The sequence below is a fragment of the Gemmobacter nanjingensis genome (assembly GCF_014652195.1).
GTDB lineage: Bacteria > Pseudomonadota > Alphaproteobacteria > Rhodobacterales > Rhodobacteraceae > Gemmobacter > Gemmobacter caeni.
The window spans coordinates 877,438-902,016 of the sequence record NZ_BMYI01000001.1 but is presented as its reverse complement, the minus strand read 5'-3'; the positions used below and the strand labels follow the sequence as shown (position 1 = coordinate 902,016).

At 65.0% G+C, this 24,579-nt stretch carries 33 protein-coding genes and 1 other RNA gene; 24 read left to right on the top strand and 10 right to left on the bottom strand.

The window, feature by feature from the left end; all coding sequences use genetic code 11:
* Positions 1–2: 2 nt before the first annotated feature.
* The 5 genes from IE126_RS04790 (at position 3) to IE126_RS04770 (ending at position 2,818) form a co-directional block, all read left to right on the top strand.
* Positions 3–692: an N-acetylmuramoyl-L-alanine amidase gene (locus IE126_RS04790; RefSeq protein ID WP_189380296.1), complete on the top strand. Its 690-nt coding sequence runs from the start codon at positions 3–5 to the stop codon at positions 690–692.
* A 12-nt stretch (positions 693–704) separates the two neighbouring features.
* Positions 705–1,115: RNase P RNA component class A (gene rnpB, locus IE126_RS04785), an RNA gene on the top strand.
* 90 nt (positions 1,116–1,205) lie between these two features.
* Positions 1,206–1,916, top strand: a complete 711-nt coding sequence (locus IE126_RS04780) for a DUF533 domain-containing protein (protein WP_108129021.1) — start codon at positions 1,206–1,208, stop codon at positions 1,914–1,916.
* A 122-nt stretch (positions 1,917–2,038) separates the two neighbouring features.
* Positions 2,039–2,206: a 50S ribosomal protein L33 gene (rpmG, locus tag IE126_RS04775; protein WP_011750518.1), complete on the top strand. Its 168-nt coding sequence runs from the start codon at positions 2,039–2,041 to the stop codon at positions 2,204–2,206.
* 69 nt (positions 2,207–2,275) lie between these two features.
* Entirely contained in the window at positions 2,276–2,818 is a 543-nt protein-coding gene (locus IE126_RS04770) for a P-loop NTPase family protein (RefSeq protein ID WP_189380295.1), read from the top strand.
* Between the two features lie 20 nt (positions 2,819–2,838).
* On the opposite strand, the gene IE126_RS04765 is transcribed toward IE126_RS04770, so the two are convergent.
* Both IE126_RS04765 and IE126_RS04760 read right to left on the bottom strand, forming a co-directional pair.
* Entirely contained in the window at positions 2,839–3,618 is a 780-nt protein-coding gene (locus tag IE126_RS04765; protein WP_189380294.1) for a Bax inhibitor-1/YccA family protein, read from the bottom strand.
* A gap of 119 nt (positions 3,619–3,737) precedes the next feature.
* The gene (locus tag IE126_RS04760; protein ID WP_054300854.1) at positions 3,738–3,956 is read right to left on the bottom strand and encodes a DUF1127 domain-containing protein; all 219 of its coding nucleotides are present in this window, start codon (positions 3,954–3,956) and stop codon (positions 3,738–3,740) included.
* Between the two features lie 118 nt (positions 3,957–4,074).
* Between IE126_RS04760 and IE126_RS04755 the strand changes: the two genes are divergently transcribed.
* On the top strand, positions 4,075–4,923 hold the full coding sequence (locus IE126_RS04755; protein ID WP_054300891.1) for a LysR family transcriptional regulator: 849 nt from the start codon (positions 4,075–4,077) through the stop codon (positions 4,921–4,923).
* A gap of 52 nt (positions 4,924–4,975) precedes the next feature.
* Here the strand turns inward: IE126_RS04755 and IE126_RS04750 are convergent, their stop codons facing one another.
* The 3 genes from IE126_RS04750 to IE126_RS04740 form a co-directional block, all read right to left on the bottom strand.
* Complete coding sequence (locus IE126_RS04750) at positions 4,976–6,001, bottom strand: LLM class flavin-dependent oxidoreductase (protein WP_054300853.1); 1,026 nt, start codon at positions 5,999–6,001, stop codon at positions 4,976–4,978.
* A gap of 103 nt (positions 6,002–6,104) precedes the next feature.
* Positions 6,105–7,013 carry a DMT family transporter gene (locus IE126_RS04745; protein ID WP_189380293.1) on the bottom strand — a complete coding sequence of 303 codons (909 nt, stop codon included), beginning with the start codon at positions 7,011–7,013 and terminating at the stop codon, positions 6,105–6,107.
* The gene (locus IE126_RS04740) at positions 7,010–7,891 is read right to left on the bottom strand and encodes a LysR family transcriptional regulator (RefSeq protein ID WP_054300851.1); all 882 of its coding nucleotides are present in this window, start codon (positions 7,889–7,891) and stop codon (positions 7,010–7,012) included. Before IE126_RS04740 ends, IE126_RS04745 begins: the two co-directional genes overlap by 4 nt.
* Positions 7,892–8,279: 388 nt before the next feature.
* On the opposite strand from IE126_RS04740, the gene ffh reads away from it, so the two are divergent.
* From ffh to IE126_RS04680, 12 genes are all read left to right on the top strand, one after another.
* A complete protein-coding gene (ffh, locus tag IE126_RS04735; RefSeq protein ID WP_189380292.1) occupies positions 8,280–9,794 on the top strand; it encodes a signal recognition particle protein in 1,515 nt (504 codons plus the stop codon).
* A gap of 52 nt (positions 9,795–9,846) precedes the next feature.
* Positions 9,847–10,401 (top strand): GNAT family N-acetyltransferase, encoded by a 555-nt coding sequence (locus IE126_RS04730; protein ID WP_054300849.1) that lies wholly within the window; start codon positions 9,847–9,849, stop codon positions 10,399–10,401.
* Positions 10,398–10,697 (top strand): chorismate mutase, encoded by a 300-nt coding sequence (locus IE126_RS04725; RefSeq protein WP_054300848.1) that lies wholly within the window; start codon positions 10,398–10,400, stop codon positions 10,695–10,697. Before IE126_RS04730 ends, IE126_RS04725 begins: the two co-directional genes overlap by 4 nt.
* Before the next feature lie 57 nt (positions 10,698–10,754).
* Positions 10,755–11,108, top strand: a complete 354-nt coding sequence (gene rpsP / locus IE126_RS04720) for a 30S ribosomal protein S16 (RefSeq protein WP_054300847.1) — start codon at positions 10,755–10,757, stop codon at positions 11,106–11,108.
* Positions 11,109–11,118: 10 nt separating this feature from the next.
* Complete coding sequence (gene bluB / locus IE126_RS04715; RefSeq protein WP_189380291.1) at positions 11,119–11,751, top strand: 5,6-dimethylbenzimidazole synthase; 633 nt, start codon at positions 11,119–11,121, stop codon at positions 11,749–11,751.
* A 1-nt stretch (position 11,752) separates the two neighbouring features.
* Entirely contained in the window at positions 11,753–12,265 is a 513-nt protein-coding gene (rimM, locus tag IE126_RS04710; protein ID WP_189380290.1) for a ribosome maturation factor RimM, read from the top strand.
* 96 nt (positions 12,266–12,361) lie between these two features.
* Positions 12,362–13,270 carry a hypothetical protein gene (locus IE126_RS04705; protein ID WP_108128852.1) on the top strand — a complete coding sequence of 303 codons (909 nt, stop codon included), beginning with the start codon at positions 12,362–12,364 and terminating at the stop codon, positions 13,268–13,270.
* Positions 13,242–14,081 carry a sulfotransferase gene (locus IE126_RS04700; protein ID WP_189380289.1) on the top strand — a complete coding sequence of 280 codons (840 nt, stop codon included), beginning with the start codon at positions 13,242–13,244 and terminating at the stop codon, positions 14,079–14,081. Before IE126_RS04705 ends, IE126_RS04700 begins: the two co-directional genes overlap by 29 nt.
* Positions 14,082–14,123: 42 nt before the next feature.
* A complete protein-coding gene (gene trmD / locus IE126_RS04695) occupies positions 14,124–14,942 on the top strand; it encodes a tRNA (guanosine(37)-N1)-methyltransferase TrmD (protein ID WP_082400619.1) in 819 nt (272 codons plus the stop codon).
* A 254-nt stretch (positions 14,943–15,196) separates the two neighbouring features.
* Entirely contained in the window at positions 15,197–15,571 is a 375-nt protein-coding gene (rplS, locus tag IE126_RS04690) for a 50S ribosomal protein L19 (protein ID WP_054300842.1), read from the top strand.
* Positions 15,572–15,582: 11 nt separating this feature from the next.
* Entirely contained in the window at positions 15,583–15,804 is a 222-nt protein-coding gene (gene rpmE / locus IE126_RS04685) for a 50S ribosomal protein L31 (RefSeq protein WP_054300841.1), read from the top strand.
* Between the two features lie 219 nt (positions 15,805–16,023).
* Positions 16,024–16,833 carry a division plane positioning ATPase MipZ gene (locus IE126_RS04680; RefSeq protein ID WP_054300840.1) on the top strand — a complete coding sequence of 270 codons (810 nt, stop codon included), beginning with the start codon at positions 16,024–16,026 and terminating at the stop codon, positions 16,831–16,833.
* Here the strand turns inward: IE126_RS04680 and IE126_RS04675 are convergent.
* The gene (locus IE126_RS04675) at positions 16,802–16,969 is read right to left on the bottom strand and encodes a hypothetical protein (protein ID WP_189380288.1); all 168 of its coding nucleotides are present in this window, start codon (positions 16,967–16,969) and stop codon (positions 16,802–16,804) included. The genes IE126_RS04680 and IE126_RS04675 overlap by 32 nt on opposite strands.
* A gap of 183 nt (positions 16,970–17,152) precedes the next feature.
* Between IE126_RS04675 and IE126_RS04670 the strand changes: the two genes are divergently transcribed.
* Positions 17,153–18,661 carry a malonate--CoA ligase gene (locus tag IE126_RS04670; RefSeq protein WP_189380287.1) on the top strand — a complete coding sequence of 503 codons (1,509 nt, stop codon included), beginning with the start codon at positions 17,153–17,155 and terminating at the stop codon, positions 18,659–18,661.
* A 177-nt stretch (positions 18,662–18,838) separates the two neighbouring features.
* Here the strand turns inward: IE126_RS04670 and IE126_RS04665 are convergent, their stop codons facing one another.
* The gene (locus IE126_RS04665; protein WP_189380286.1) at positions 18,839–19,204 is read right to left on the bottom strand and encodes an ArsR/SmtB family transcription factor; all 366 of its coding nucleotides are present in this window, start codon (positions 19,202–19,204) and stop codon (positions 18,839–18,841) included.
* Positions 19,205–19,408: 204 nt separating this feature from the next.
* Here IE126_RS04665 and IE126_RS04660 point away from each other — a divergent pair, with 204 nt between their 5' ends.
* The 5 genes from IE126_RS04660 (at position 19,409) to IE126_RS04640 (ending at position 21,982) form a co-directional block, all read left to right on the top strand.
* Positions 19,409–19,759: an AtpZ/AtpI family protein gene (locus tag IE126_RS04660; protein ID WP_108128848.1), complete on the top strand. Its 351-nt coding sequence runs from the start codon at positions 19,409–19,411 to the stop codon at positions 19,757–19,759.
* Positions 19,756–20,526, top strand: a complete 771-nt coding sequence (locus IE126_RS04655; protein ID WP_255349790.1) for a F0F1 ATP synthase subunit A — start codon at positions 19,756–19,758, stop codon at positions 20,524–20,526. Before IE126_RS04660 ends, IE126_RS04655 begins: the two co-directional genes overlap by 4 nt.
* A 49-nt stretch (positions 20,527–20,575) precedes the next feature.
* The gene (locus IE126_RS04650; protein WP_054300836.1) at positions 20,576–20,809 is read left to right on the top strand and encodes a F0F1 ATP synthase subunit C; all 234 of its coding nucleotides are present in this window, start codon (positions 20,576–20,578) and stop codon (positions 20,807–20,809) included.
* 77 nt (positions 20,810–20,886) lie between these two features.
* The gene (locus IE126_RS04645) at positions 20,887–21,420 is read left to right on the top strand and encodes a F0F1 ATP synthase subunit B' (protein ID WP_189380285.1); all 534 of its coding nucleotides are present in this window, start codon (positions 20,887–20,889) and stop codon (positions 21,418–21,420) included.
* A gap of 4 nt (positions 21,421–21,424) precedes the next feature.
* Positions 21,425–21,982 (top strand): F0F1 ATP synthase subunit B, encoded by a 558-nt coding sequence (locus tag IE126_RS04640; protein ID WP_189380284.1) that lies wholly within the window; start codon positions 21,425–21,427, stop codon positions 21,980–21,982.
* A 53-nt stretch (positions 21,983–22,035) separates the two neighbouring features.
* On the opposite strand, the gene IE126_RS04635 is transcribed toward IE126_RS04640, so the two are convergent.
* The 3 genes from IE126_RS04635 to IE126_RS04625 all read right to left on the bottom strand — a co-directional run bounded on the left by IE126_RS04635 (position 22,036) and on the right by IE126_RS04625 (position 24,531).
* Positions 22,036–22,803: a FadR/GntR family transcriptional regulator gene (locus tag IE126_RS04635; protein WP_054300833.1), complete on the bottom strand. Its 768-nt coding sequence runs from the start codon at positions 22,801–22,803 to the stop codon at positions 22,036–22,038.
* Positions 22,804–22,898: 95 nt separating this feature from the next.
* On the bottom strand, positions 22,899–23,549 hold the full coding sequence (locus IE126_RS04630; RefSeq protein ID WP_189380283.1) for an OmpA family protein: 651 nt from the start codon (positions 23,547–23,549) through the stop codon (positions 22,899–22,901).
* A gap of 106 nt (positions 23,550–23,655) precedes the next feature.
* A complete protein-coding gene (locus tag IE126_RS04625; protein ID WP_189380282.1) occupies positions 23,656–24,531 on the bottom strand; it encodes a methylated-DNA--[protein]-cysteine S-methyltransferase in 876 nt (291 codons plus the stop codon).
* Positions 24,532–24,579 lie beyond the last annotated feature (48 nt).

The following is a 24,579-nucleotide window of genomic DNA, read 5'->3' as shown; positions in this document are numbered from 1 at the left end:
TGATGCTGGCCTTTGGCGATCATCCCTCGCCGAATTGCGGCCCGCGCCGCAACGGGGCACAGCCCGATCTGATCGTGCTGCACTATACCGCAATGGCCAGTTGCGCCGAGGCGCAGGCCCGGCTTTGCGACCCCGGTGCCGAGGTTTCGGCGCATTACCTGATCTCGGAACAGGGTAAGGTCATCGCGCTGGTGCCCGAGGAGCTGCGCGCCTGGCATGCCGGGGCAGGGGCCTGGGGGGGCGCCAGCGATGTGAACTCGCGGTCCATAGGGATCGAGCTGGATCATCCCGGCACGGGGCCATTCCCCGAGGCGCAGATGGCGGCTCTTGAGGTGTTGCTGGCCGATCTGATGCATCGCTGGCAGATTCCGCCTGAGCGGGTCATCGGCCACAGCGACATGGCGCCCGCGCGCAAATCCGACCCGGGTCCGGACTTCGACTGGCAGCGCTTTGCTGCGCGCGGTCTGTCGGTCTGGCCCGCAATCACGGCGGGACCGGACCCCGAACCGGGCGCCTTCGTGGCGGCGGCGCGGGGCTTTGGCTACCCGGATGCGGCCGAGGATGTGCTGTTGGCAGCCTTCCGTGCGCGGTTCCGGCCCAATGCCTCCGGTCCGGTGGATGCCACCGATCTGGCCATGGTCATGGACCTTGCTACCCGTTTTCCCGTTGACGCCCCCGTGGCGCAGGCGTAAGCCGCCTGTCGCGCGGATGGCTGGATGACCGCGTGCGTCGCAAGACGTGCGAGGAAAGTCCGGACTCCATGAAGTAAGGGTGCCGGGTAACGCCCGGCGGGGGCAACCCCAGGGAAAGCGCCACAGAAAACAAACCGCCCTGCTTGCAGGGTAAGGGTGAAACGGTGGGGTAAGAGCCCACCGCGGGACTGGCAACAGGACCGGCATGGCAAGCCCCACCCGGAGCAATGCCGAATAGGGGCCTCGCGCGGAAAGGTCCGACGTTCAGCCGCAAGGCTGTCGGAGACCTCCGTAAGGGACGCTTCAGCCCAAGAGCGCCCGGGTTGGCAGCTAGAGCGCCGTGGCAACGCGGCGCGCAGAGGAATGGTCATCCAGAGGCGGTAACGCCTTGGACAGAATCCGGCTTACAGGCTATCCGCGCAATTTTCTGCCCTTTGGCCCGCCTCGTGGCAATCCGATGCTTCCCTTTCAACGAATCGCGCTATGCTGCGGGAAACAGAAGGGAGTCGCATCATGAGTTTCATCCGCACCCTCGCCACGCTGGCCGTGGGCTTCGCCGCCGCAAAAGGCGTGCAGAAGTTCCAGCAGAACGGCGGTCTGACCGGCATGAAGGACGCGCTGCGCGGTGCGGGGCAGCCCGGCGGCATGGCTGACCAGATGGGGGCCATGGCCGACAAGCTGGGCATCCCCGGCGGCAGCGCTGCCATGCGCGAGATGATGGGCAAATGGGGTGCCGGCGCCGCACAGGCGACCGAGCAGGCCGAGGCGGGCCTTGGCAGCCTGATGGGCGCCATGACCGGCGCCGCGACGGCGGGCGCCAAGAACATGGGCGAAATGATGGGGGCACTGACCGGCGCTACCCCGGCTGGCCCGATGGCCGAGGAAAATGCCCGCCTGATGATCCGCGCGATGATTCAGGCCGCCAAGTCCGATGGCGAGATTGATCCGGCGGAGCGGGCGGCGATTCTCTCGCATCTGTCGGATGCCAGCGACGAGGAGATTGCCTTCGTTCAGGCTCAGCTTGATGCGCCGGTCGATTATGCCGGGCTGGCCGCAGATGTGGGCGAGGCCGCGCGCAGCCAGGTCTATGCCGCGGCTTTGATGGCGATTACCGTGGATACGGATGCCGAACGCACCTATCTGCGCGGACTGGCCACCGCTTTGGGGCTGGATGCGGCAACCGTGACGGCGATTCACACCGGCGCAGGCAAGCCGCTGGTCTGACCCTGCAAAAGCGGCAGGGAATCCGGCTTTTCGCTGTTGACTCTGCCGCCCGCATCCTTAAAAGGCAGGCTTCAAAGGATTGAGCGGGCGACGCTGTTTCGCCTGATGCAGGAGAGACGACTATGGCGAAGCCGACGACGATCAAGATCCGTCTGAACTCGACGGCGGGCACCGGGCACTTCTATGTGACCAAGAAGAATGCCCGCACCATGACCGAGAAGATGACGGTCAACAAGTATGACCCGGTGGTGCGCAAGCACGTCGAATACAAGGAAGGCAAGATCAAGTAAGATCTGCCGCTCCTTTCTGGATCGAAACCGCGCCTTTCGGCGCGGTTTTTGCTTTTGCGGGGGGGTGTGATGCAGTGCGTGATGATTGTCGGCCAGCCCGGCGCCGGGAAATCCGTTCTGGCGCGCCAGCTTGGTGGGCTGACCGGGTTGCCTGTAGTGCATATCGACCTGATTCACTGGTGCTCCGGCTGGCAGGAGCGGACACGCGAGGAAAAGACCCGCTTGTGCCAAGAGGTCGAGGCGCAGCCGCGCTGGATCTTCGAAGGCGGGCATTCGGCAACATGGGCCAACAGGCTGGACCGGGCGGATACGCTGATCTGGATTGATATGCCGCTGTGGCTGCGGCTTTGGCGTGTCCTGCGCCGCACGCTGATGGGTCTGGGGCGCAACCGCCCCGACCTGCCCGAAGGATGCCCTGAACGGCTTGCAAACCTGCCGGAGTTCCTGGGCTTCATCTGGCGCACCCGACGCAGTTCCCGCGCGGCCATGGCGCGGCTGGTTGCTTCGGCTCCGGCGGGCAAACGAGTCCGTCATCTGCAAGGCCGCCGGGCCGTCACGGCGTTTCTGCAAGAGGTCGCCAATGAAAAGGGCCGGGGTTTCCCCCGGCCCTGATTGCCGTGCCGTCGGGCCGCTTATTCGCGGTTGCCGAGGAATTGCAGCAGGAACATGAACAGGTTGATGAAGTCGAGGTAGAGGTTCAGTGCCCCCATGATCGCCGATTTCGCCAGCCATTCCTGATCGCCATACTGGGCGTGCTGGATGTAGGTGTTCTTGATGTTCTGCGTGTCGTATGCCGTCAGGCCCGCGAAGATCAGCACGCCAATCACCGAAATGGCGAATTGCAGCGCGTCGGAACCCACGAACATGTTGACGATCATCGCGACGAACAGCCCGATCAGACCCATCATCAGGAAGGTGCCCATGCCACTCAGGTCGCGCTTGGTCACATAGCCGTAGATGCTGAGGCTCGCGAAAGCGATCGCGGTGATCAGGAAGGTGGTCGCGATCGACGTGCCCGTGAACACGAGGAAGATCGAGCTGAGCGAGACGCCCATCGCCACGGCGTAGACGTAGAAGAACAGCTGCGCGGCCGGGGCCGACAGGCGATTGATCAGGGCGCTGAAGGCAAAGACCATGACGAGCGGCAGGAACATCACCACCCATTTCAGCGGCGAGGTGTAAAGCAGAGAGCCGAAATTGGTCAGATACTCGCCGGCGCCGATCTGCGCGACACCCGCAGCGGGATCGGTGGTGACAGCAAGACCCGCAATGGCCCAGGCAGCCGCGCCGGTGATCAGCATTGCCACCGACATCAGGCCATAGACCTTGTTCATATGGGCGCGAAGCCCCTGGTCGATCCGCGCGGCGCTTGCGCCTGCGCCGACGGTTCGGATGGTATCGTATTCAGCCATGAGTGCCTCCGGTTGTTACATCGGGGCACGGCCGATTGCTGCCAGCCGCGCCTTATGCCGCAAATATCGGAAGTGTCACACATGATTTCAAGCGCTTCGCAGTGAAAACCATGCCGGTTTCACAGCGGATGCCGCCAGTGCGCCGGAACGTCCCAGATGGCCCGCCGGGCCTCTTCCGCCGCCTCGTCCTGCGTCAGGCCGATATCCTTCAGCAATGCGGCATCCAGACGGGCCAGCGCCCGGCGCTGGCGCGACAGCAGGGCAAGCGCGAACAGACGGCGCAGCAAGGGTTGGCGCGGGGCGGGCCGGGCGCGGCGGAGGCTTTGTGATTGTGCCATTTTCAGTTTCCTTCCTGATGCAAGTGGCAAGATGAATCAGATCTCTTGATGGATCATGCGGGATCTGGCATCTTCATGGAAACGAATGATCGTTGGGAATCATATCAAGGATCGTGATATGCCGCGAAATCTCGACCTTACGGCGCTGCGTGCTTTCGTTGCTGTTTCAGATGCGGGCGGTGTAACGCGGGCGGCGGGCCTGCTGAACCTGACGCAAAGCGCGGTTTCCATGCAGATCAAGCGGCTGGAGGAAAGCCTGGGCATATCGCTGTTCCAGCGTGCCGCCCGCAAGCTGAGCCTTACGCCCGAAGGGATGCAGCTTCTGGGCTTTGCGCGCCGGATGCTGGATCTGAATGACGAGGCGACGGCACGCCTGGCCTCGGATGCCTTCGAGGGCCAGATCCGGCTGGGTGTTCCGCATGACATCGTCTATCCCGCGATCCCCGGCATTCTTAAGCGGCTGTCGGGGCAATATCCCCGGCTGCGGATCAACCTCTCTTCGTCTTTCACCACGCTGCTGCGCACTGCCTTCGACAAGGGCGAGGTGGACGTGATGCTGACGACCGAGGATCGACCCGGGCCGGGGGGCGAGGTTCTGTCGCGGCAGGAACTGGTCTGGATCGGTGCCGACGGCGGCACGGCGGCCAGCCAGCGCCCGTTGCGGCTGGGGTTCAAGGATACCTGCATCTTCCGCCCGACTGCGCAGGCGGCGCTGGATGCGGCAGGTATCCCGTGGGAGCTTGCCTTCGAAGGCGACAGCGAGCAGGCGGCTGAGGCGCTGGTTGCTGCCGATCTGGCGGTCAGTGCCCGGCTTCGCGGCCGCTGGCCGGATGGCACGGTCGAGGTTTCGGGGCAGGGGTTGCCGGATCTGGGGAGTCTTTCGGTCTGCCTCTATGCCGCTCCGACCGCGCGCGGCGAAGCGGTGGAGGCGCTGATGGCGGAACTGCGGCTGGCCTATTGCGGCTGAACGCCGGACAAAAGGAAAGCCGGGATCGCACCGGCTTTCCCGCTTTTCCCGATCAGCCTTCCGCCAGCATCCCGCGCACCAGAGGGATGACGCGGGTGCCGTAAAGCTCGACCGAGCGCATCAGGTCTTCGTGCGGGGTCGTGCCTGCCGAATACTTCAGACTGAAGCGGTTCAGCCCCAGCGCCTTCACCGTCCCGGCAATCTTGCGGGCCACGGTTTCCGGGCTGCCGACATACTGGCTGCCCTGTTCGACCTCGTGCAGGAAGGCAGCCTTTGTGATCGGCGACCAGCCACGTTCGCGGCCCAGCCGGTCATGCAGCGCCTTGTAGCCGATATAGGCGATCTCGCGGGCGGCCTCGTCGGTATCGGCGATCAGGCCGGGCGAATGCACGCCCAGAGGTTTTGCCGTGCCGCCGATCTGCGCATAGGCGTCATGGTAAAGGTCGACGAAGGGGCGGAAGCGGCGCGCGTCACCCCCAATGATGGCCAGCATCATCGGCATGTCATAGCGGACCGCCCGGACGACCGATTCCGGGCTGCCGCCCACGCCGATCCAGGCCGCGATGCCCTGCGGCCCGGCCGGAGGATAGACCGCGCCAACTTTCACCGGCGCACGGTGACGACCTTTCCAGTTCACCGGGCCGCCCTTGTTGACGGCGGCGAACAGGTCCAGCTTTTCCTCGAACAGCATCTCGTAATCATGCAGGTCCTGGCCGAACAGCGGATAGCTTTCGGTGAACGATCCCCGGCCGAGGATGACCTCGCCCCGACCGCCGGACAGGGCATTGAGCGTCGAGAAGCGCTGGTAAAGCCGGATCGGATCGTCGGTCGACAGAACCGTGACCCCGGTTGCCAGCCGGATGCGGCTTGTCCGGGCGGCGATATTGGCCAGCAGGATCTCGGGCGCGGAAATGGCGAAATCGTCGCGGTGATGTTCCCCCAGGGCGATGACATCAACGCCCGCCTGATCGGCGAGGACCGCTTCGGCCACCACATCGCGCAGCACCTCGTCCTGCGCTTTCAGGCTGCCATCGGGGCGACGGGTCACGTCACCGAAAGTATCGAGACCGAATTCCATGGTCTGCCTCCTGTTCCTTCACGTTGCCGCCAAGGTAAGCAGCCGGGCGGTCAATGTCGCCCTGCATGGGGGCACAGTCAGCCGCTTGCTTTGCACAGAAGGTTCAGCCTTCCTCGTCCTTCAGCAGCAGAAGAAGCGCGATGATCGTCAGCGCCACGCCCCCCAGCACGATGGCGGGCGGCACCTCGTGCCCCAGCGCGATCTCCCAGATCAGCACCCAGCTTGGCACAAGATAGGTATAGGCCATGACCTTGGCGGATGGCAGGCGCAGGGTTGCGTATTGGAGCAGAACGAAGGTGGCGGCGCTGGCGGCGACCGCGACATAGACAAGGCATATCCACACTATCGCGGGCAGGGCGGCCCAGTCTGTGTCCAGTACGTCGCGCCAGCCGTAAAGGCATAGCAGGCCGAAGCCCGCCAGCATCATGCCGAAGGTAAAGACCACGGCGGGTTCGCCCCGGTTCAGGCGGCGGATCATCGGGGCATAAAGCGCATGGGCGATGCAGCCGATGAAATAGATGGCCTCGCCGCGCCCGACATGCAGCCGCATCAGGGCGGCAGGATCGCCCCGGAAGATCACCCAGACTGCCCCCGCCGCGCCGATGGCCAGCGCCAGCGCCATGCGTGGGGTCGTGCGCTGGCGCAGCAACATCCAGCCAAAGCCTGCCGCCATCAGCGGTGTCAGGGTAAAGACGGCAGCGGCCGGAACGGCGGCAGCAGTGCGCAGCCCTTCGAACATCAGCACGAAATAGGCGGCCAGAAGCGCACCGAGAATCAGGTAGCGCCAGGGAGCCACGAAGGCGCGGCGCGGAATGCCGGTGGTCAGATGTGCCGCAATCCCCACCAGCGCGCCAGCCAGCGCGAACCGCGGTACGGTCAGCGCGGCGGGGGCGATATGGGGGGCTGCCATCGCGCCCAGCGAAAACGACCCGGCAACCAGCGCTGAAAATCCCAGCATCGCCAGATGTCCGCGCTGGCCCGGGCTCAATGCGCTCAACCCCGCCGATGTCATACGTCGGCCCAGCTTGCGGCAGCGGCTTTCAGATGTGACAGGAAGCTTTGTACTTTCACGGTGCGATGCAGATCCACATGGGTCACCAGCCACAGCGGGGCGGCCCATTCATCGCGCGGCGCCATGATCTCGACCAGACCGGGGTCACGGGCGGCGATGTAATGCGACAGGAAGCCGATGCCCGCGCCCTCGCGCAGTGCTGCTTCCAGTGCGGCGCTGTCCGTTGCACGATAGCTGATCTGTTCGGGTTGCACCGTATCGTGCAGCCAGCGGTGGAAGGGCGCGCGGCTGAGATTGCTGTCAGCCCCGATGAACAGATGTCCGGCAAATTCATCCGGGCTTCGGGGGTGGCCATGCTGCTCGACATAGCTGCGCGCCGCGTAAAGCCCGGTGCGCATCCGCAGCAGGGGTTGCACCACATTGTCGGGCTCTTCCGGGATGGCGCCCGCGCGGATCGCAACATGCGCCTCGCCGTAGTCCAGCCGGAACAGCCGCATGTCGGTGAGGTAGCGCACGATCAGCCCCGGATGCGTCTTCTGGAACGACACCATGACCGGCGTCAGCAGCGAGGCGAGGCCGGTGATCGAGGTGACCACCAGCTCTCCGGTCACGGTTTCGCCCTGACCCTTGATGCGTGAGGCGAGCTGGCTGAACTGTTCCTCAGTGGCCTGCGCAACCGAAAGCAGGTCGCGCCCGGCTTCGGTCGGGGTGTAGCCGCGCGCGTGGCGCTGGAACAGCCGGGTTCCCAGCCGCTTTTCCAGTGCGTCGATATGGCGGATCACGGTCGCATGGTGCACGCCCAGCACCTCGGCCGCGCCTGAGACGGTGCCCAGCCGGGCGACCTGAAAGGCGGTGCGGACCTCATCCCAGTTTTCCATGCGCGGGCTCCTGCTGTTCGGTGCGAGATTAGCGGCTGGGGCCGCGGCGGCAAGGGGCACCGGCATGAGAGCGGCTCCGGGCGGTTTTCAGGCGGCGCGGCCTTGCGGCCGCACGGCTTTGTCTTGCCGTCCGGCTGCGCCGGTCCGGCGCGGCGTGCCTCCGGCGGGGATATTGGGACCAGGGTAAAAGGGGGCTCTGTGTTGACTCAGGGTGTGGTTTGGCCTAGAGGCAGGTCCAATTCCCCGGAGGCTCGTCGCTTCCGGTCCCATGGCATGAGCCGGGATCGCCATCCGTCAGCGCGTTGCGCCCACGGGTGCCCTTGGGCTTTGCTTCATCCGCCGCCGGACCCATATCCGGCAGAACCGCAACGGCCAAGGAGGGCGCGCGATGTTCGAGAACCTGTCGGAACGCCTTGGAGGTGTGTTCGAGCGGCTGACCCGTCAGGGCGCGCTGTCCGAGGCGGATGTGGAAACCGCGCTGCGCGAGGTGCGGGTGGCGCTGCTGGAGGCCGACGTCTCGTTGCCGGTCGCCCGCGACTTCGTGAAGGCGGTCAAGGCCAAGGCCACCGGGCAGTCGGTTACCAAATCGGTGACGCCGGGTCAGCAGGTGGTGAAGATCGTCCATGACGAGCTGGTGCGCGTGCTGTCGGGTGATGGCGCCGCCGATGCGCTGAAGATCGACAACCCGCCCGCGACCATCCTGATGGTGGGTCTGCAAGGTTCGGGCAAGACCACGACGACCGCGAAGCTGGCCAAGCGGCTGAAGGAAAAGAACGGCAAGAAGGTTCTGCTGGCCTCGCTCGATACGCAGCGCCCCGCCGCGATGGAGCAGCTTCAGATCCTCGCCGGGCAGATCGGCGTCGACAGCCTGCCGATCGTCAAGGGCGAGTCGGCGGTGCAGATCGCCAAACGGGCGAAGACCCAGGCCAATCTGGGCGGCTATGATGTGCTGTTCCTTGATACCGCGGGCCGTCTGCACATCGACGAAGTGCTGATGGACGAGGTTCAGGCGGTGCGCGACATCGCCCAGCCCCGCGAAACCCTGCTGGTGGTCGATGGTCTGACCGGGCAGGACGCGGTGAATGTGGCGACCGAGTTTGACGGCAAGGTCGGCATCTCCGGTGTCGTGCTGACCCGGATGGATGGCGATGGCCGTGGCGGTGCCGCGCTGTCGATGCGCGCGGTGACCGGCAAGCCCATCCGCTTTGTCGGTCTGGGCGAGAAGATGGACGCGCTGGACGCCTTCGAGCCCGAGCGTGTGGCTGGCCGTATTCTCGGTATGGGCGACATCGTGGCGCTGGTCGAGAAAGCGCGCGAGACCTTCGAGGCCGAGCAGGCCGAACGCATGGCCAAGCGCTTTGCCAAGGGTCTGTTCAATATGAACGACCTCAAGATGCAGCTGGATCAGATGCTCAAGATGGGCGGGATGCAGGGCGTCATGGGGATGCTGCCCGGCATGGGCAAGGCCGCCAAGATGGCCGAGGATGCGGGCTTTGACGACCGCATGCTGCGCCGCCAGATCGCGCTGATCAATTCGATGACCAAAAAGGAACGGGCAAACCCGGACCTTCTTCAGGCCAGCCGCAAGAAGCGCATCGCCCAAGGGGCGGGGCTTGAAGTGGCTGAGTTGAACCGTCTGCTGAAGCAGCACAAGCAGATGGCTGACATGATGAAGAAGATGGGCAAGGGCGGCATGATGAAGCAGGTTGCCAAGGCCATGATGGGCAAGGGCGGCGGCATGCCGGACCTGAAGAACATGGACCCGGCGCAGCTTGAGGAAGCGGCGCGGGCGATGAAATCGGGCATGCCGGGCCTTGGGGGTGGTATGCCGGGCTTGCCGCGTGGCATGGGCCTGCCTTCGGGCCTGCCTTCGGGCCTGTCGGGGCTGATGAAGAAGAAATGAGCCGGAGTCGCGTCCATATCATTGGGGCGACCCGCTGGGGCAGGGGGCTGCCGTGCTGAGCTATGGCCCCACCCCGGTGCTGGAAACCGAACGGCTGATCCTGCGCGCGCCGGTCACCTCGGATTTCGAGGCTCTTGCGGAGTTCATGGCCTCTGACCGCTCTGTCCATATCGGCGGGCCGATCAGCCGGGCGCTGGCCTGGCGGGCCTTTGGTCATATGACCGGGCATTGGGTCCATCGCGGTTACGGCATGTTCATCTTCACCGACCGCGCCAGCGGCGCACCGCTGGGCATGTGTGGGCCATGGTTCCCCGAGGGTTGGCCCGAGCCGGAGATCGGCTGGTCGGTCTGGGCGACGGAGGCAGAGGGCAAGGGCCTGGCATATGAGGCGGCACTGGCCGCGCGTGGATATGTCTATGGCGTTCTGGGCTGGCCCACGGTCATCAGCCTGATTGCCGCGAACAACACGCGGTCGCAGGCGCTGGCGCGGCGCATGGGCTGCGAGCCCGACGGCACATTCGTGCATGAACAATTCGGCGAAAGCGGCATCTGGCGTCACCCGGCGCCCGATACGCTGAGCGATGGCGGAATGGAGGCTTACGCATGACGACCGACGCAGCGACCCGGGCCGCCGCCGTGCTGAAGGAACATCGTGAATCGATCGACCGGCTGGACGCGATCCTGGTCTATACGCTGGCCGAGCGGTTCAAACATACTCAGGCGGTGGGACGTCTGAAGGCCGAGCATGCGCTGCCGCCTTCGGACCCCACGCGCGAGGCGCGGCAGATCGAGCGGCTGGAACGGCTGTCGCAAGAGGCGGATCTCGACCCGGAATTCGCCCGGAAATTCCTGAACTTCATCATTTCCGAAGTCATCAGGCATCACGAGCAACTGCAAAAGTAACACCCATCCCGGCGGGGGCTGATGCGCCCGTCAAACCGGACTTGAAGGAGAAAACCTATGTCCATGAAAATCCGTCTGGCCCGTGGCGGCTCGAAAAAACGTCCGCACTACGCCATCGTCGCGTCGGACTCGCGCATGCCGCGCGATGGCCGCTTCATCGAGAAGCTGGGCACCTACAACCCGCTGCTGGCCAAGGACAGCGAAGACCGCGTGAAGATGGATGTCGAGCGCGTGCAATACTGGCTGGGTCAGGGCGCGCAGCCGACCGACCGCGTGGCGCGTTTCCTCGAGGCCGCTGGCCTGAAGGCGAAAACCGTGCGCAACAACCCGAAGGCAGCCGTGCCGGGCAAGGCCGCGCAGGAACGCGCCGCGAAGAAAGCCGCCCGCAACGCCGCCCCGGCGGAAGAGTGATCGGCCGCCCATGCAGGGCAGCTATGGCCCGGAGTTCCGGGCAGAGCTTCTGGATCTGATGCGCTGGCGGCGCGATGTGCGCCGTTTTCGCACCGATCCTGTGGAGGCAGCGGTGCTTGACCGCTGCCTTCGCGCTTTTGCGCTTGCCCCCTCGGTTGGACTTTCCGAACCCTGGCGCCTGATCCGGGTGGAAAGCGAGGCCGCGCGCGCGGCGGCGATTGACAATTTCGAATGCACCAATGCGGATGCGCTGTCAGCCTACGATGGCGACAAGGCTGCGCTTTATGCCCGGCTGAAACTGTCGGGCATGCGCGAGGCGCCGGTGCATCTGGCCGTATTCTGCGACGAGGAAACCGCCAAGGGCGCGGGTCTCGGGGCCGGAACCATGGCTGAAACCCGTGCCTGGTCGGTGGTGGGGGCGATCAGCCTGTTCTGGCTCGCCGCGCGCTCCGAGGGGCTTGGCCTCGGCTGGGTTTCGATCCTCGATCCCGACCGGCTCACCCGCGATCTGGCGGTGCCCGAGGGCTGGCGCTTCATCGCTTATCTGTGCCTCGGCTGGCCCGAAACGACCGATGATACCCCCGAGCTGGAACGCGAGGGCTGGGAGGCCCGCGCACCCGCGCTGATCATGGAGAGACGCTGAGATGTCCGACGCCGCTGACCGGATCTGTGTGGGCGCCATCGCCGGTGCCTTCGGGGTGCAGGGCGAGGTGCGGCTGAAAAGCTTCTGCGCCGAACCCGCCGCCATCGCCGATTATGGCCCGCTCTATACCGAGGATGGCAGCCGCAGCTTCAAGCTGCGCCTGACCCGGCCCCTGGCGGGCGGGCTGGGCGCGCGGCTGTCAGGCGTGGCCACCAAGGAAGAGGCCGACGCGCTGAAGGGTGTACATCTTTACGCCGACAAATCCTGCCTTCCGAAGCTGCCGGATGACGAGTTCTATTATGCCGATCTGGTCGGGCTGACGGTGCAGGATACCGGCGGCGCGGTGTTGGGCCGGGTGCGGGCGGTGCATAACCATGGCGCGGGCGATTTTCTGGAAATCTCCGGGCCGGGTCTGAAACAGGGTCTCTTGCTGCCGTTCACGCAGGCGAATGTGCCGACCGTGGATCTTGCCGCCGGGATTCTGGTGGTCGATCCGCCGGAGGAGCAGGCGTAAGGGGCTGAGGCCCCTCGTATCAGGCTGGACGTGCAGGGGAAGTCGGCGCAATCTGTGCGTCAAGAAGGGCATGAAGCCACGTCAGGGGGCACCGGAATGACCAACCGCCTGCGGTTTTTGCAGTTTGCCAACGGGCTGATGTATTTCGGGCCGCTGCTGGCAGGTCTGGGCGGGTTTGGCTGGCGGGTCGTGCCCGCATTCACCCTGATCTTCGCGCTTTGGCTGTTTGTGATGAACCCGGCGGACTGGCCGCGCGGTGGCGCGGAATGGCGGGCGCCGGACAGCCTGCTGAACGCGGGTGGGCGTCTGGTGGTGCAGGTGCTGCTGGTTGCCCTGCTGTTCGGGCTGGGCCGGGGCATTGGCGGTGTCATGGGCAGCACCCCGCAGATCCCCGTGATGTTGCCGGTGGGTCTGTCCTTCCTTGCGATACCGCTGGCGCGGCTGATCTGGACGCCCGGGCCGCGCAGCGCCTCGCCTGACGCTTGGCCGACAGCGGGCGACAGCGGTGCCTCCCTGCCGTGCGACCCGGATCTGGCCTTTCGCATGACGCAACCCCTGGCCGATCTTCCGGCGGAAACCGCCCTTGGCCAGATCGAGGCGCATCTGGCCGCGCTGGCGCCGCATCTGCCGCCGGATCTTCTGCTGCGCGCCCTGTGGGAGCGGGGCCAGGCCCCGGAGGCCCCGCGCCATCTGCGGCAGGCCTTCATCCTTCAGGCCACCGATGCCCATGGGGCAGAGCTTTGCGCCGGGCAGGCGGCGCCGGTCAGGGCTTTGCAGATCGCGGCAGGCGATGACGCGTTGCTGATACTGTTCGCCACCCGCTGTTCCGCGCTGTTGCAGCAGAATGTCGATGTCTGGGGCGATTGCCCCAATGCAGCGGCGCTTGAGGCCGTCGCGGCGCGGTCCGGTCCCGAGGCGGCCCGGACCCTGCGCGCGCTTGCCGCGCTCAACCTGCGGCTCGCGCCGCTGAACGGCGATGGTCGCGGTGTCGTCCGGGCAGGCTGATCCTGCGGGCAACTGGGTGGTGGTGATCCATGCCGGATTTCACAAGACCGGCACGACATCGGTTCAGGCCGCGCTGGCTGCGCATCGGGAGGCGCTGGCCCCCGTCTTCGCGCTTCAACTGCCGCGCGGCCCGGCCTTCCGAACGCTGACCCGGGCAGCGCGTCTGTGGTCGGCGGAGCGGCGCCCGATGGCGATGCGGCTTTACCGTCAGGCGCTGGCGCAATGGCTCGGCGGCCTCGATCTGGCGGCGGGGCAGGGGCTGATCGTGTCGAGCGAGGATCTGGCGGGGCATATGCCCGGCGATTTCGGTATCACGGATTACGGGGCCGCGCCCCGCCTGCTGGCCGAGCTTGCGCGGGGTCTGCGCGCAGCCTTTCCCGGCGCCGATCTGCGCGTCGTGCTGGGGACGCGCGCGCCGGGGGCCTGGCTGGCCTCGCTCCACTGGCAGCAGGCCAAGCGGCACACGATGCTGGAGGATGCCACCGCTTTCGCGGATCGCATGGCGGGCGCGGTGCGCACAGGCCCGTTGCTGGAGGCCGTGGCCCGTGCGACTGGCGCACCCGTCCATGCAGCCCCGCTGGAAGAGCAGGCACAGCGGCGCCTTGGCCCGGTGGAGGCAATCTATGATGCGGCGGGGCTGGGAGCGGATCTGCGCGCGCATCTTGCGCCCGTGCCTGCCGCCAATCGCGGCGCCCCGGCCCAACTGGTGGCGGCCTTCGTCGCGCTGAACCGGCAGACGATGCCGCGGGAGGACCGGCAGGCGGCGAAAGATGCGCTTCTGGCGCAGTTTCGCGCGGGCCTGCCGCTGTAACGCCCCTTTGCGCCGCACAGGCTTTGCCCTAAAAGCGGGGGCATGAGCGAACCGACCATCCCCCCGAAACCGAAAAGCCATGGCCGGCTGAGCATTTCGGCCAGCCTGCAACCGCGCGACCTGATGGCGCCGCAGCGGGTGAAAGGGGCATGGTGCGCAAAGATCGTGACGCTGTTCCCCGATGCCTTCCCCGGCACGCTGGGCCTGTCGCTGACGGGCAAGGCGCTGGATATGGGGCTGTGGTCGCTGGAAACCATCGACCTGCGGCCGTTTGGCGAGGGCAGGCACCGCAACGTCGATGACACCCCGGCCGGGGGCGGGGCGGGCATGGTGCTGCGCGCCGATGTGGTGGCGCGGGCGCTGGATCAGGCGATGCAGGGCGCACCGCGCGACCGTGCCCGCTGGCCCATCGTCTTCCTGAGCCCGCGCGGGCGACCGTTCACCCAGGCCAAGGCGCATGAATGGGCCGCGACCGAGGGGCTGACCCTGCTTTGTGGTCGGTTCGAGGGCGTGGACCAGCGCGTGATTGACGCTTATGGCATCGAGGAAATCAGCCTTGGCGATTTCGTGATGACCGGGGGCGAGATCGCTGCGCAGGCGATGATCGACGCCACCGTCCGGCTGATTCCCGGTGTTCTGGGCAACATGGCCTCCACCGAGGAGGAAAGTTTTGCCGACGGGCTGCTGGAACACCCGCAATACACGCGCCCGACGGTCTGGGAAGGGCACGAAATCCCGGCGGTGCTGCAATCCGGCCATCATGGCGAGATTGCGAAATGGCGCCGGGCCGAGGCCGAGAAACTGACCGCCGCGCGCCGCCCCGATCTGTGGGCCGCACATCAGGCGAAGAAGGGCGGCTGAGCCCCCGCTGCCCTTGACCGGATCGCGCCTTCCCCCTATACGCGCGCAGTCCGGGGGCGAAATGCCCGCCGGACCCGATTCCCTTTGCCACAGGCCCGGCTTCTTCACCGGGTTTCGGCGACAGGGGCGGCACAAAATGCGTCGGTTCATCTCCGGCGGGCTTGCGCGGATGCGCGGGGACCCGATCGAAGGCCAGGAGCTCTGACACGGCATCACCTTTGCGGAACAACCGCAAGCAACGAAAGGACTTGCGCATGAACCTGATCGCGCAGCTTGAAGCCGAGCAGATTGCTGCCCTCGGCAAGAAGATCCCGGATTTCAAAGCCGGCGACACCATCCGCGTCGGCTACAAAGTGACCGAAGGCACCCGGTCGCGTGTGCAGAACTATGAAGGCGTCTGCATCGGCCGCAAGGGCGGCATGACCATCTCGGCCTCGTTCACCGTTCGCAAGATCTCGTTCGGTGAAGGCGTGGAGCGTGTGTTCCCGCTCTATTCGACGAACATCGACTCGATCGAGGTGGTGCGTCGTGGCCGTGTGCGCCGTGCGAAGCTCTACTACCTGCGTTCGCGTCGCGGCAAATCGGCCCGTATCGCCGAAGTCACCAACTACAAAGAAAAAGCTGAGTGAGGATTGGCGCCATGAAACAGGGCATCCACCCCGACTATCACTTCATCGAAGTGAAGATGACAGACGGCACCACCTTCCGCACCCGCACCACCTGGGGCAAGGAAGGCGACACGATGGCGCTGGACATCGACCCGCTTTCGCACCCGGCCTGGACCGGCCAGACCGCCAAGCTGATGGACACCGGCGGCCGTGTGTCGAAGTTCAAGAACAAATACGCGGGCCTGGGTTTCTGATCCACGTCTCTGCGAATTTCGGAAAAGGCGCATCTTCGGATGCGCCTTTTTCTTTGCCGGTCATCAGAGTGCCCCGTCATCGGGCAACTCGCCCGGTGACATGGTGTCTGTCTTGCAGGATTCGCGCGCAGCGTGTCACATCGGCGGCTTCCCGCTTCCCTCTGGCGGGGACAGGCCTTATGAAGGCCGCCACACAGACCAGCGGAAGGGTAGCGGGCCATGGCGCATATTATCGTTGTGGGCAATGAAAAGGGTGGCTCGGGCAAATCGACCACCTGCATGCATATCGCCACGGCCCTTGCGCGGATGGGTCATCGCGTCGGTGCGCTGGATCTTGATCTGCGGCAGCGCAGCTTTGGCCGCTATGTCGAGAACCGCCGCGCCTGGATGGCGGCGAACGGGGTGGACCTGCCCACACCGGATTACCGCGAACTACCCGAGGCCGATGCCGAAACCCTTGCGCCGGGCGAGAATACCTATGACCACCGGCTGTCTGTCGCGGTTTCGGCGCTGGAACCGATCAGTGATTTCATCATCATTGACTGTCCCGGCTCGCATACCCGGCTGAGCCAGGTCGCGCACAGCCTGGCCGATACGCTCATCACGCCGCTGAACGATTCCTTCGTGGATTTCGACCTGCTGGCGCGGATCGACCCGGAAACCAACAAGGTGAAGGGGCCGTCGATCTATGCCGAGATGGTGTGGAACGCACGTCAGCTTCGGGCGCAGGCCGGGTTGAAGCCGATCGACTGGATCGTGCTGCGCAACCGTCTGGGCGCGCAACAGATGCACAACAAGAAGAAGGTTGGCGCGGCGCTGACCGATCTTTCGCGCCGTATCGGCTTTCGCGTGGCGCCTGGCTTTACCGAACGCGTGATCTTCCGCGAACTTTTTCCGCGCGGGCTGACCCTGCTGGACCTCAAGGATACCGGGGTCGAGCAGTTGAACCTGTCGAACATCGCGGCCCGGCAGGAATTGCGCGATCTGGTGGCTGAACTCAGGCTGCCGAATGTAGCCGTGAATTTCTGAACGGGGTGGCGCGCGGCGCAAGGCGCTGGCGGCCCTGCATCTTGCGGATGCGGATATCGAAAAGGTCATCCATCCTGGCCTCTTGCGTCGCGGGCGTCTTGCGGAACATCTGGATCATGCGGGTGACGAAGCTCATGTGATCCTCCTTTCTGGTTGCCCTGAGCCTCAGGGGCACTCGCGGCAAAATTGCGGCAGCAAGCGGTCCGCCCCGGCAAAATCACAAGATTGGGTTAAACGGACCGTTTCCGAACCGGACCCAATCCGCTCCACAGCCTTGAGGCAGCGCCTGCCGCATGGCAGGAAGGTGACGGAGGTGCCCATGCCAAACACGCTGTTCGATGCCCTTTTCGCGCCGCTTGCGGATCGTTACGACGCTTTTCTGATCTTGCCGGACGGGCGCCAGATCACAGGTCACGCGTTTCTGGCAATGGTGGCGCAGCAGGCCCATGCCCTGCGTGCGGCCGGTCTGGGAACTGGTGACAGGATTGCAGTGCAGATTGCCAAAAGCCCCGAGGCTTTGGCGGTCTATGGTGCGGCAGTGGCGCTGGGGGCGGTGTTCCTCCCGCTGAATACAGCCTATACCCCTGATGAAGTTGATTATTTCCTTGGCAATGCGACGCCTGCGGTCTTTCTGTGTGACGGCACGAAAGAGGCAGCGCTTGCGCCGGTCGCGGCGCGCTACGGCGCGACGGTGCTGACCCTCAACGCGGATGGCAGCGGTAGCCTGACGGACCACGCAGCCGGACAGCCCCAAACCATCGCCCCCGTGGATCGTGGTCCCGAGGATCTGGCCGCCTTCCTTTATACCTCGGGCACCACAGGCCGCTCGAAAGGCGCGATGCTGACGCATCGCAACCTGCTGTCCAACGCCGAAGTGCTGCGCGACCTCTGGCGTTTCACGGCTGAGGATGTGCTGCTGCACGCGCTGCCGATCTTCCACACGCACGGGCTGTTCGTGGCTTCCAACCTTGTCCTGCTGACTGGCGGCAAGATGATCTTCCTGCCCGGTTTCGATCAGGAGGCCGTGATCCGTCTGCTTCCACAAGCAACCACCATGATGGGGGTGCCGACTTTCTACACCCGCCTGCTGGATGATCCGCGCTTCACCCGCGATCTCGTCGGGCATTTCCGCCTGTTCATCTCGGGCTCCGCACCGCTGCTGGCGGAAACGCACCGCGACTTCGAAGCCCGCACCGGCCATCGGATCCTTGAGCGCTATGGCATGACCGAGACTAACATGAACACCTCGAACCCCTATGAGGGCGAGCGCCGCGCCGGCACCGTCGGCCTGCCACTGCCGGGGGTGGAACTGCGGGTGATGGCGGACGGAGTTGAAGTGCCGCGCGGCGAGGTCGGCACGCTTGAGGTGCGCGGCCCCAACGTCTTCAAGGGCTATTGGCAGATGCCCGAGAAAACCCGCGAGGAATTGCGTGAGGATGGCTGGTTCATCACTGGCGATCTGGGCGTGCAGGGCGCGGACGGCTATGTCACCATCGTCGGCCGCGCCAAGGATCTGGTGATCTCGGGCGGGTTCAACATCTATCCGAAAGAGGTGGAGTTGCTGCTCGACGAGGTGCCGGGTGTGCTGGAAAGCGCGGTGATCGGCCTGCCGCACCCGGATTTCGGCGAGGCGGTCTTTGCGGTCCTTGTGCTGCAGAAGGGGGCGGTGCTGGAGGTCGAGACCGCACTTGCGGCCATCCGCGACCGTCTGGCGCGCTTCAAGCAGCCGAAAGCCGCTGTCGTGGTCGAGGCCCTGCCGCGCAACACCATGGGCAAGGTGCAGAAGAACCTGCTGCGCGACCAGTATCGTGACTGGTTCACCGCCTGACCGGCATAGAGGCGCCGCCCTCCTCAGACCCCTCCGGGGCCATCGTCTTGCGGCATTGCCATGGCCTGCGTATCGGTTGCCATCCTTGCCCGATGATGAGGCGGTGTAGCTGAAGCTTTTGAGTATTTGGGCAAGAAGCAAGAGCAGACCGATGTGTCCTGCTTCTTGTAAAAATACTCAATCAACTTCGGGCGTCCCTTGATCCGGCGGGGCAGGGGCCACATCACGCAGCTCGGTTTCCAGAAACCGTTCCAGCGCATCCAGATCCACGGGTTCGAACTGGCCGAAGCCCTGCATCCAGACCGAGGCAGTGCGCATGGCGTCGGGTTCCAGCTTGCACCAGATCACGCGGCCGCGTTTCTCGCGGCTGATCAGCCCGGCATCCGCCAGCACCTGAAGATGTTTCGAGATGGCGGCCAGCGACATGGCGAAGGGTTCCGCCACGTCGGTGACGGCCATGTCATCCTCCAGCAGCATGCCGAGAATGGCGCGGCGCGTCGGGTCGGCAAGGGCCGAGAAGATGGGCGACAGAGGGTCGGTCATGGCGCATCCTTGGCGGAGTGGCGCGTGATCGTCAACTGCGGGGTTGAATATGTCTCACGCCGCCGTGAGAGCGCAAACGGCCTCGGCGGGGCCTGAATGATTTTGCAAAATCATTCCTTATCAATGAGTTGATGGGCGCGGTGTTGCTTGACTCAATACGCGCCTCTGCGTAGGTTCGCGCCGACTGTTCAGGGGGCGTACCGCATGGCTCAGGAACCCGATCCGGAACGGCTTCGCGCGCTGGAAGCGCGTCTGGCCGAGGCGAAGGGGAGCAAGGCGAAGCCCGCTGCGGCAGGCAAGGATTTTTCGCAGGCGGAAGTGGCCTGGCGGATGGTGCTGGAGCTGACCTCGGGGATCATGATCGGGGGCAGCATCGGTTACGGGCTGGACTATCTGTCCGGCACCAAGCCCATCCTGCTGATCGTCTTCCTCCTGCTCGGCTTTGCGGCTGGTATCCGCACCGTCATCGGCACCGCCCGTGACATGCAGGAGCGCCAGTTGCGGGCACAGGCGACCGAGACACAGGCGGAACGTTCCGCCGGAACCGAAGGATAACAGACGTGGCCGAGACCGGATTTGCGATCCACCCGATGGATCAGTTCATCGTGAAACGGTTTTTCTGTGATCCCGCGCATGCGGACTGCACCTCGAACATCGGTGCGTTCGAAATCACCAATGTCACGGTCTGGATGGCTGCGACGGTTCTGGTGATCATCGCGCTGATGGTGTTCGGTTCGCGCGGTCGGGCGATCATCCCTTCGCGCATCCAGTCGGTCGGCGAGATGATCTACGGCTTCATCTACAAGATGGTCGAGGATGTGACGGGCCATGACGGGGTGAAATACTTCCCCTTCGTGATGACGCTGTTCCTGTTCGTGCTGTTCTCGAACCTGCTCGGTCTGATCCCGATGAGCTTCACCACCACCAGCCATGTCGCGGTGACCGTGACGCTGGCGCTGCTCGTGTTCCTGTTCGTGACCATCCTGGGTCTCGTGAGGAACGGCATCGGCTTCCTCGGCATGTTCTGGGTCTCGTCGGCGCCGCTGGCGCTGCGCCCGGTGCTGGCGGTGATCGAGGTGATTTCCTACTTCGTGCGTCCGGTCAGCCATTCCATTCGTCTTGCGGGCAACCTGATGGCGGGCCACGCTGTGATGAAAGTGTTCGCGGGCTTTGCCTCAATGGCTGTCATCTCGCCGGTGGCGGTGGGTGCCGTGACCGCGATCTACGGTCTGGAACTGCTCGTCGCGGTCGTGCAGGCCTATGTTTTCACCATTCTGACCTGCGTCTATCTGAAAGACGCGGTGGGCGGCGCCCACCACTAAGGTTCGGACCTCAACCCTTCAATCTGACTTTCCACCAAGGAGAACTCAAATGGTCGAACTCGCGCTCATGGGCAAATACATCGGTGCTGGCCTGGCGGCCATCGGTCTGGGCGGCGCCGGCATCGGCGTGGGCAACATCGCCGGCAACTTCCTCGCCGGCGCGCTGCGCAACCCCTCGGCTGCTGCTTCGCAAACCGCGAACCTCTTCGTCGGCATCGCGTTTGCCGAAGCTCTGGGCATCTTCTCGTTCCTGATCGCCCTGCTGCTGATGTTCGCCGTCTGATCCTGACGCTTCGCATCTTCTCGGCCGGGAGGGCGCTTCGTCCCCCGGCCAGGTTTTTGACGACGTGAGGACATCACATGGCGACCGAAGCGCATGAAGCGGCTGGCGCGGCGGGTCATTCCGCCGGTATGCCGCAACTCGACGTCTCGACCTGGGGCAACCAGATCTTCTGGCTCGTGGTCGCGCTTGTCGTGATTTTTCTCGTGCTGTGGCGCGTGGCCCTTCCCCGGATCGGGGCGGTTCTGGCCGAACGCAGCGGCACCATTACCAACGACCTCGCGGCAGCCGAAGAGCTGAAGCAGAAGGCGCTGGCCGCCGAAAAGGCTTACAACGAGGCGCTCGAGAAGGCACGGGTTGAAGCCGGCCGGATCGTGGCCGAGGCGAAAGCCGAAATCCAGGCTGATCTCGACAAGGCGACGGCGAAGGCCGATGCCGAAATCGCGGCCAAGACGGCGGAATCCGAAGCCCGGATCGGCGAGATCCGTGCGGGCGCGCTGGAAAGCGTGACCGAGGTGGCCAAGGATACGGCGAAGGAACTGGTTGCGGCGCTTGGCGGCAAGGCCGATGCACGCAGCGTGATGGCGGCAATCAACGCCCGGCTGAAAGGATAAGATCATGCAGAAGCTGATCCTGATCGTTGCAGCCTTGGCGGCCAGCCCCGCGCTGGCGGCGGACGGCCCGTTCGTCTCGCTGCGCAACTCGAACTTCATCGTCCTGCTGGCCTTCGTCGTTTTCGTCCTGATCCTTCTGTATCTGAAGGTTCCGGCCAAGCTTGGGGCGATGCTCGACAACCGGGCCGCGCTGATCAAGGCGGAACTGGAAGAAGCGCGTTTGCTGCGCGAAGAAGCCAAGACCATCCTCGCCTCCTACGAGCGCAAGCAGAAGGAGATGATGGAGCAGTCGGAGCGGATCGTGGCGGCGGCCAAGGAAGAGGCTCTCGCGGCGGCCCAACAGGCCAAGGCGGATCTCAAGACCTCCATCGCGCGCCGTCTGGCTGCGGCGGAAGAGCGGATTGCCTCGGCCGAAGCTGCTGCGGTGCGCGAAGTGCGCGAACGTGCGGTGGATGTGGCGATTGCGGCGGCCGGTGACGTGCTGACCAAGCAGATGTCGGCCGAAACCACCGCAGCCTCCATCGACGAGGCGATTGCGCAGGTCGAAGCCAAACTTCACTGATCCGATCCCGGATCGGTGACGCGGAACCCCGGCGCTGCCGGGGTTTTTGCGTTTCAGCGCTGACGTTCGTGTTCGATACGCTGGCGGGCCACTGCCTCGTTCCGGGCGGCGCGCTGCTGTTCTTTCAGGGCCTGTTCGACGTAATCCATGTGATGACAGATCGACGCCCGCGCGGCGGACGGATTGCGGGACTGGATCGCCGTATTGATGGCGCGGTGCTGGTCCAGCAGCCGGTCACGGGTCATGCGGTCACGGAACATCATCATGCGGTTGAAGAACACGCCCTGTTTCAGCAGATCGAACATGGATCGCATCATGTGCAGCATGACGACGTTGTGGCTGGCCTCGATGATCGCCATGTGGAATTCGGCATCCAGCTGCGCCTCGTCGGTCGGGTCGCGCTTCTGATGCGCGGCCTCCATCTTGCCGAAGATCGTGGCGATGACAGCAAGGTCGGTATCCGATCCCAGCCGGGCGGCGCGTTCGGCGGCCAGTCCTTCCAGATCGCGGCGAAAGTCGAGGTAGTCGAACACGGCCTCGTCATGGCTGGAAAACAGCTCGATCAGCGCGGGCGAGAAGGCCGAGCCCAGCACATCGGCAACAAACACGCCCGAGCCGGGGCGGCTGATTACCAGCCCCTTCAGTTCCAGCGCCTCCAGCGCTTCGCGCAGAGAGGGGCGTGACACGCCCATGCGTTCTGCCAGATCGCGTTCGGCAGGCAAACGCTCGCCCGGCCGCAGGATGCCCCGCAGGACCAGGAGTTCGATCTGGCGGGCAACGCTTTGCGACAGTTTCTCGGACACGATCTTTTCGAATGGCATGGCTTCCCCCGACTGGTCAGAAAATATGACCAACTGTCGGTTTCAGCAATGAAAAAGGGCGGCCAGCAGGCCGCCCTTTCCGACACAAGTGCCGCTCAGTTCGGGCGAATGATGATCTCGACCCGGCGGTTCTGCGCCTTGCCCGCCTCTGTGAGGTTCGAGGCGATGGGCTGATCCTCGCCCCGGCCATAGGCCGAAATCCGCGAGCCGGGCACACCGCCGGACATCAGGACACCCGCGACCGAACGCGCGCGGCGCTCTGACAGGTCCTGGTTGTAGGCTGCCGAGCCTGTGTTGTCGGTATGGCCAACGACTTCGACGCGGCTGTTGGGATAGCGCATGAGGTTGGCGGCCACGGCGCGGATGTCGCCTTGCAGATCGGGACGCAGGTTCGCGCTGTCGGTCGCGAACAGGATGTCCTGCGGCATGGTCACAACCAGCGCGTTGCCTGTGTTGGTGATGGTGGTGTTGGGGCTCATCTGCGCGCGCAGTTCGGCGGCCTGACGGTCCATCGCATTGCCGATGGCCCCGCCGAGGGCGCCGCCGACAGCCGCGCCGACCACGGCTTTCGCCAGCTTGTCATCGCCACCCGACTTGGCGCCGATCAGCGCACCGATAGCCGCGCCGGTAACCGCGCCGCCCTTGGTGCGGGCATTCGGGTCTTCGTAGCGATAGGGGTCCTGCACACAGCCTGCCAGCAGGGCAATACCCGCGATGCCAAGGATAACCGGGGTTCTGAAGGTCATTTTCTCGCCTCTCTCTTTGCCGGCACCGGGCCAGCCTCGCTCCACCATACCGCAGCAACGCATGAGGCCGGAATTGGTTGCGTGCGCATGCGCAGTATTCCGCGCATCACGTTTGCGGCACCGGAACCGGCGCCGCACCGCCTGCATCCGCACGGGCGGCCTCCCATGCAAGCATGGCCCGCTTCACGGGCAGGCCCCAGTGATAGCCGCCAAGCGCCCCTGATTTGCGGAGCGCGCGGTGGCAGGGGATGAGGAAGCTGACCGGGTTGCGCCCGACCGCCGTGCCTACGGCCCGCACCGCCGCCGGATGGCCGATGACGCGGGCGATGTCGGAATAAGTTGTGACATGGCCCGAGGGCACCGCGAGCAGAGCCTCCCATACCTTGATCTGGAATGGCGCCCCGATCAGATACAGTGGCGCGGTGCCGGTAGCGCCGAAGGCATCCAGCACCCAGGGGCGCAACATTATCGGGTCTTCCACGAAATCGGCCCTAGGCCAGCGGCGGATCAGATCGGCCATCACCTCGGCCTCGTCCTGTTCGGCGGCGAAGCCCATGCCGCAGATGCCCCGATCCGTCCCCATGACAAGCGCGGGGCCAAACGGGCTTTCGAACCAGCCCCAGTAGATGGTCAACCCCTCGCCACCACGGGCGAATTCACCCGGCGTCATCGCCTCCCATTTGATGAACAGGTCATGCAGCCGCCCGGTGCCGGACAGCCCGCTGGCCAGTGACGCCTCCAGCACGGAATGTCGTTCTGCAAGCAGGTGCCGCGCATGATCCAGCGTCAGATATTGTTGATAGCGTTTCGGGCTGACGCCCACCCATTGCGAAAAGGTGCGCTGGAAATGCGCCGGGCTCATCCCCATCCGCGCCGCCAGCCCGTCCAGCGTCGGTGCCTGCCCACCCGCCTGCATCGCGTCGATCTCGGCCAAGGCGCGCGCGATGACACGGTAATGATAGCTCTGGCTTTGGTCGTTCATGGTAAACTCCGGCAGGTCACATTGCCACTTTAGGCGGCAATGCAACAC

Excerpts from the sequence above, each read along its gene's own strand:
- IE126_RS04645 (WP_189380285.1), top strand. The coding sequence starts at position 20,887 with ATGGCGACCGAAGCGCATGAAGCGGCTGGCGCGGCGGGTCATTCCGCC.
- rpmG (WP_011750518.1), top strand. The coding sequence starts at position 2,039 with ATGGCGAAGCCGACGACGATCAAGATCCGTCTGAACTCGACGGCGGGC.
- ffh (WP_189380292.1), top strand. The coding sequence starts at position 8,280 with ATGTTCGAGAACCTGTCGGAACGCCTTGGAGGTGTGTTCGAGCGGCTG.
- IE126_RS04740 (WP_054300851.1), bottom strand. The coding sequence starts at position 7,891 with ATGGAAAACTGGGATGAGGTCCGCACCGCCTTTCAGGTCGCCCGGCTG.
- rpsP (WP_054300847.1), top strand. The coding sequence starts at position 10,755 with ATGTCCATGAAAATCCGTCTGGCCCGTGGCGGCTCGAAAAAACGTCCG.
- IE126_RS04765 (WP_189380294.1), bottom strand. The coding sequence starts at position 3,618 with ATGGCTGAATACGATACCATCCGAACCGTCGGCGCAGGCGCAAGCGCC.
- IE126_RS04750 (WP_054300853.1), bottom strand. The coding sequence starts at position 6,001 with ATGGAATTCGGTCTCGATACTTTCGGTGACGTGACCCGTCGCCCCGAT.
- trmD (WP_082400619.1), top strand. The coding sequence starts at position 14,124 with ATGAGCGAACCGACCATCCCCCCGAAACCGAAAAGCCATGGCCGGCTG.
- IE126_RS04755 (WP_054300891.1), top strand. The coding sequence starts at position 4,075 with ATGCCGCGAAATCTCGACCTTACGGCGCTGCGTGCTTTCGTTGCTGTT.
- IE126_RS04700 (WP_189380289.1), top strand. The coding sequence starts at position 13,242 with ATGGTCGCGGTGTCGTCCGGGCAGGCTGATCCTGCGGGCAACTGGGTG.
- IE126_RS04680 (WP_054300840.1), top strand. The coding sequence starts at position 16,024 with ATGGCGCATATTATCGTTGTGGGCAATGAAAAGGGTGGCTCGGGCAAA.
- rimM (WP_189380290.1), top strand. The coding sequence starts at position 11,753 with ATGTCCGACGCCGCTGACCGGATCTGTGTGGGCGCCATCGCCGGTGCC.
- IE126_RS04705 (WP_108128852.1), top strand. The coding sequence starts at position 12,362 with ATGACCAACCGCCTGCGGTTTTTGCAGTTTGCCAACGGGCTGATGTAT.
- IE126_RS04670 (WP_189380287.1), top strand. The coding sequence starts at position 17,153 with ATGCCAAACACGCTGTTCGATGCCCTTTTCGCGCCGCTTGCGGATCGT.
- IE126_RS04760 (WP_054300854.1), bottom strand. The coding sequence starts at position 3,956 with ATGGCACAATCACAAAGCCTCCGCCGCGCCCGGCCCGCCCCGCGCCAA.
- rpmE (WP_054300841.1), top strand. The coding sequence starts at position 15,583 with ATGAAACAGGGCATCCACCCCGACTATCACTTCATCGAAGTGAAGATG.
- IE126_RS04650 (WP_054300836.1), top strand. The coding sequence starts at position 20,576 with ATGGTCGAACTCGCGCTCATGGGCAAATACATCGGTGCTGGCCTGGCG.
- IE126_RS04790 (WP_189380296.1), top strand. The coding sequence starts at position 3 with ATGCTGGCCTTTGGCGATCATCCCTCGCCGAATTGCGGCCCGCGCCGC.
- IE126_RS04625 (WP_189380282.1), bottom strand. The coding sequence starts at position 24,531 with ATGAACGACCAAAGCCAGAGCTATCATTACCGTGTCATCGCGCGCGCC.
- bluB (WP_189380291.1), top strand. The coding sequence starts at position 11,119 with ATGCAGGGCAGCTATGGCCCGGAGTTCCGGGCAGAGCTTCTGGATCTG.
- IE126_RS04745 (WP_189380293.1), bottom strand. The coding sequence starts at position 7,013 with ATGACATCGGCGGGGTTGAGCGCATTGAGCCCGGGCCAGCGCGGACAT.
- IE126_RS04770 (WP_189380295.1), top strand. The coding sequence starts at position 2,276 with ATGCAGTGCGTGATGATTGTCGGCCAGCCCGGCGCCGGGAAATCCGTT.
- IE126_RS04780 (WP_108129021.1), top strand. The coding sequence starts at position 1,206 with ATGAGTTTCATCCGCACCCTCGCCACGCTGGCCGTGGGCTTCGCCGCC.
- rplS (WP_054300842.1), top strand. The coding sequence starts at position 15,197 with ATGAACCTGATCGCGCAGCTTGAAGCCGAGCAGATTGCTGCCCTCGGC.
- IE126_RS04725 (WP_054300848.1), top strand. The coding sequence starts at position 10,398 with ATGACGACCGACGCAGCGACCCGGGCCGCCGCCGTGCTGAAGGAACAT.
- IE126_RS04660 (WP_108128848.1), top strand. The coding sequence starts at position 19,409 with ATGGCTCAGGAACCCGATCCGGAACGGCTTCGCGCGCTGGAAGCGCGT.
- IE126_RS04640 (WP_189380284.1), top strand. The coding sequence starts at position 21,425 with ATGCAGAAGCTGATCCTGATCGTTGCAGCCTTGGCGGCCAGCCCCGCG.
- IE126_RS04635 (WP_054300833.1), bottom strand. The coding sequence starts at position 22,803 with ATGCCATTCGAAAAGATCGTGTCCGAGAAACTGTCGCAAAGCGTTGCC.
- IE126_RS04665 (WP_189380286.1), bottom strand. The coding sequence starts at position 19,204 with ATGACCGACCCTCTGTCGCCCATCTTCTCGGCCCTTGCCGACCCGACG.
- IE126_RS04630 (WP_189380283.1), bottom strand. The coding sequence starts at position 23,549 with ATGACCTTCAGAACCCCGGTTATCCTTGGCATCGCGGGTATTGCCCTG.
- IE126_RS04675 (WP_189380288.1), bottom strand. The coding sequence starts at position 16,969 with ATGAGCTTCGTCACCCGCATGATCCAGATGTTCCGCAAGACGCCCGCG.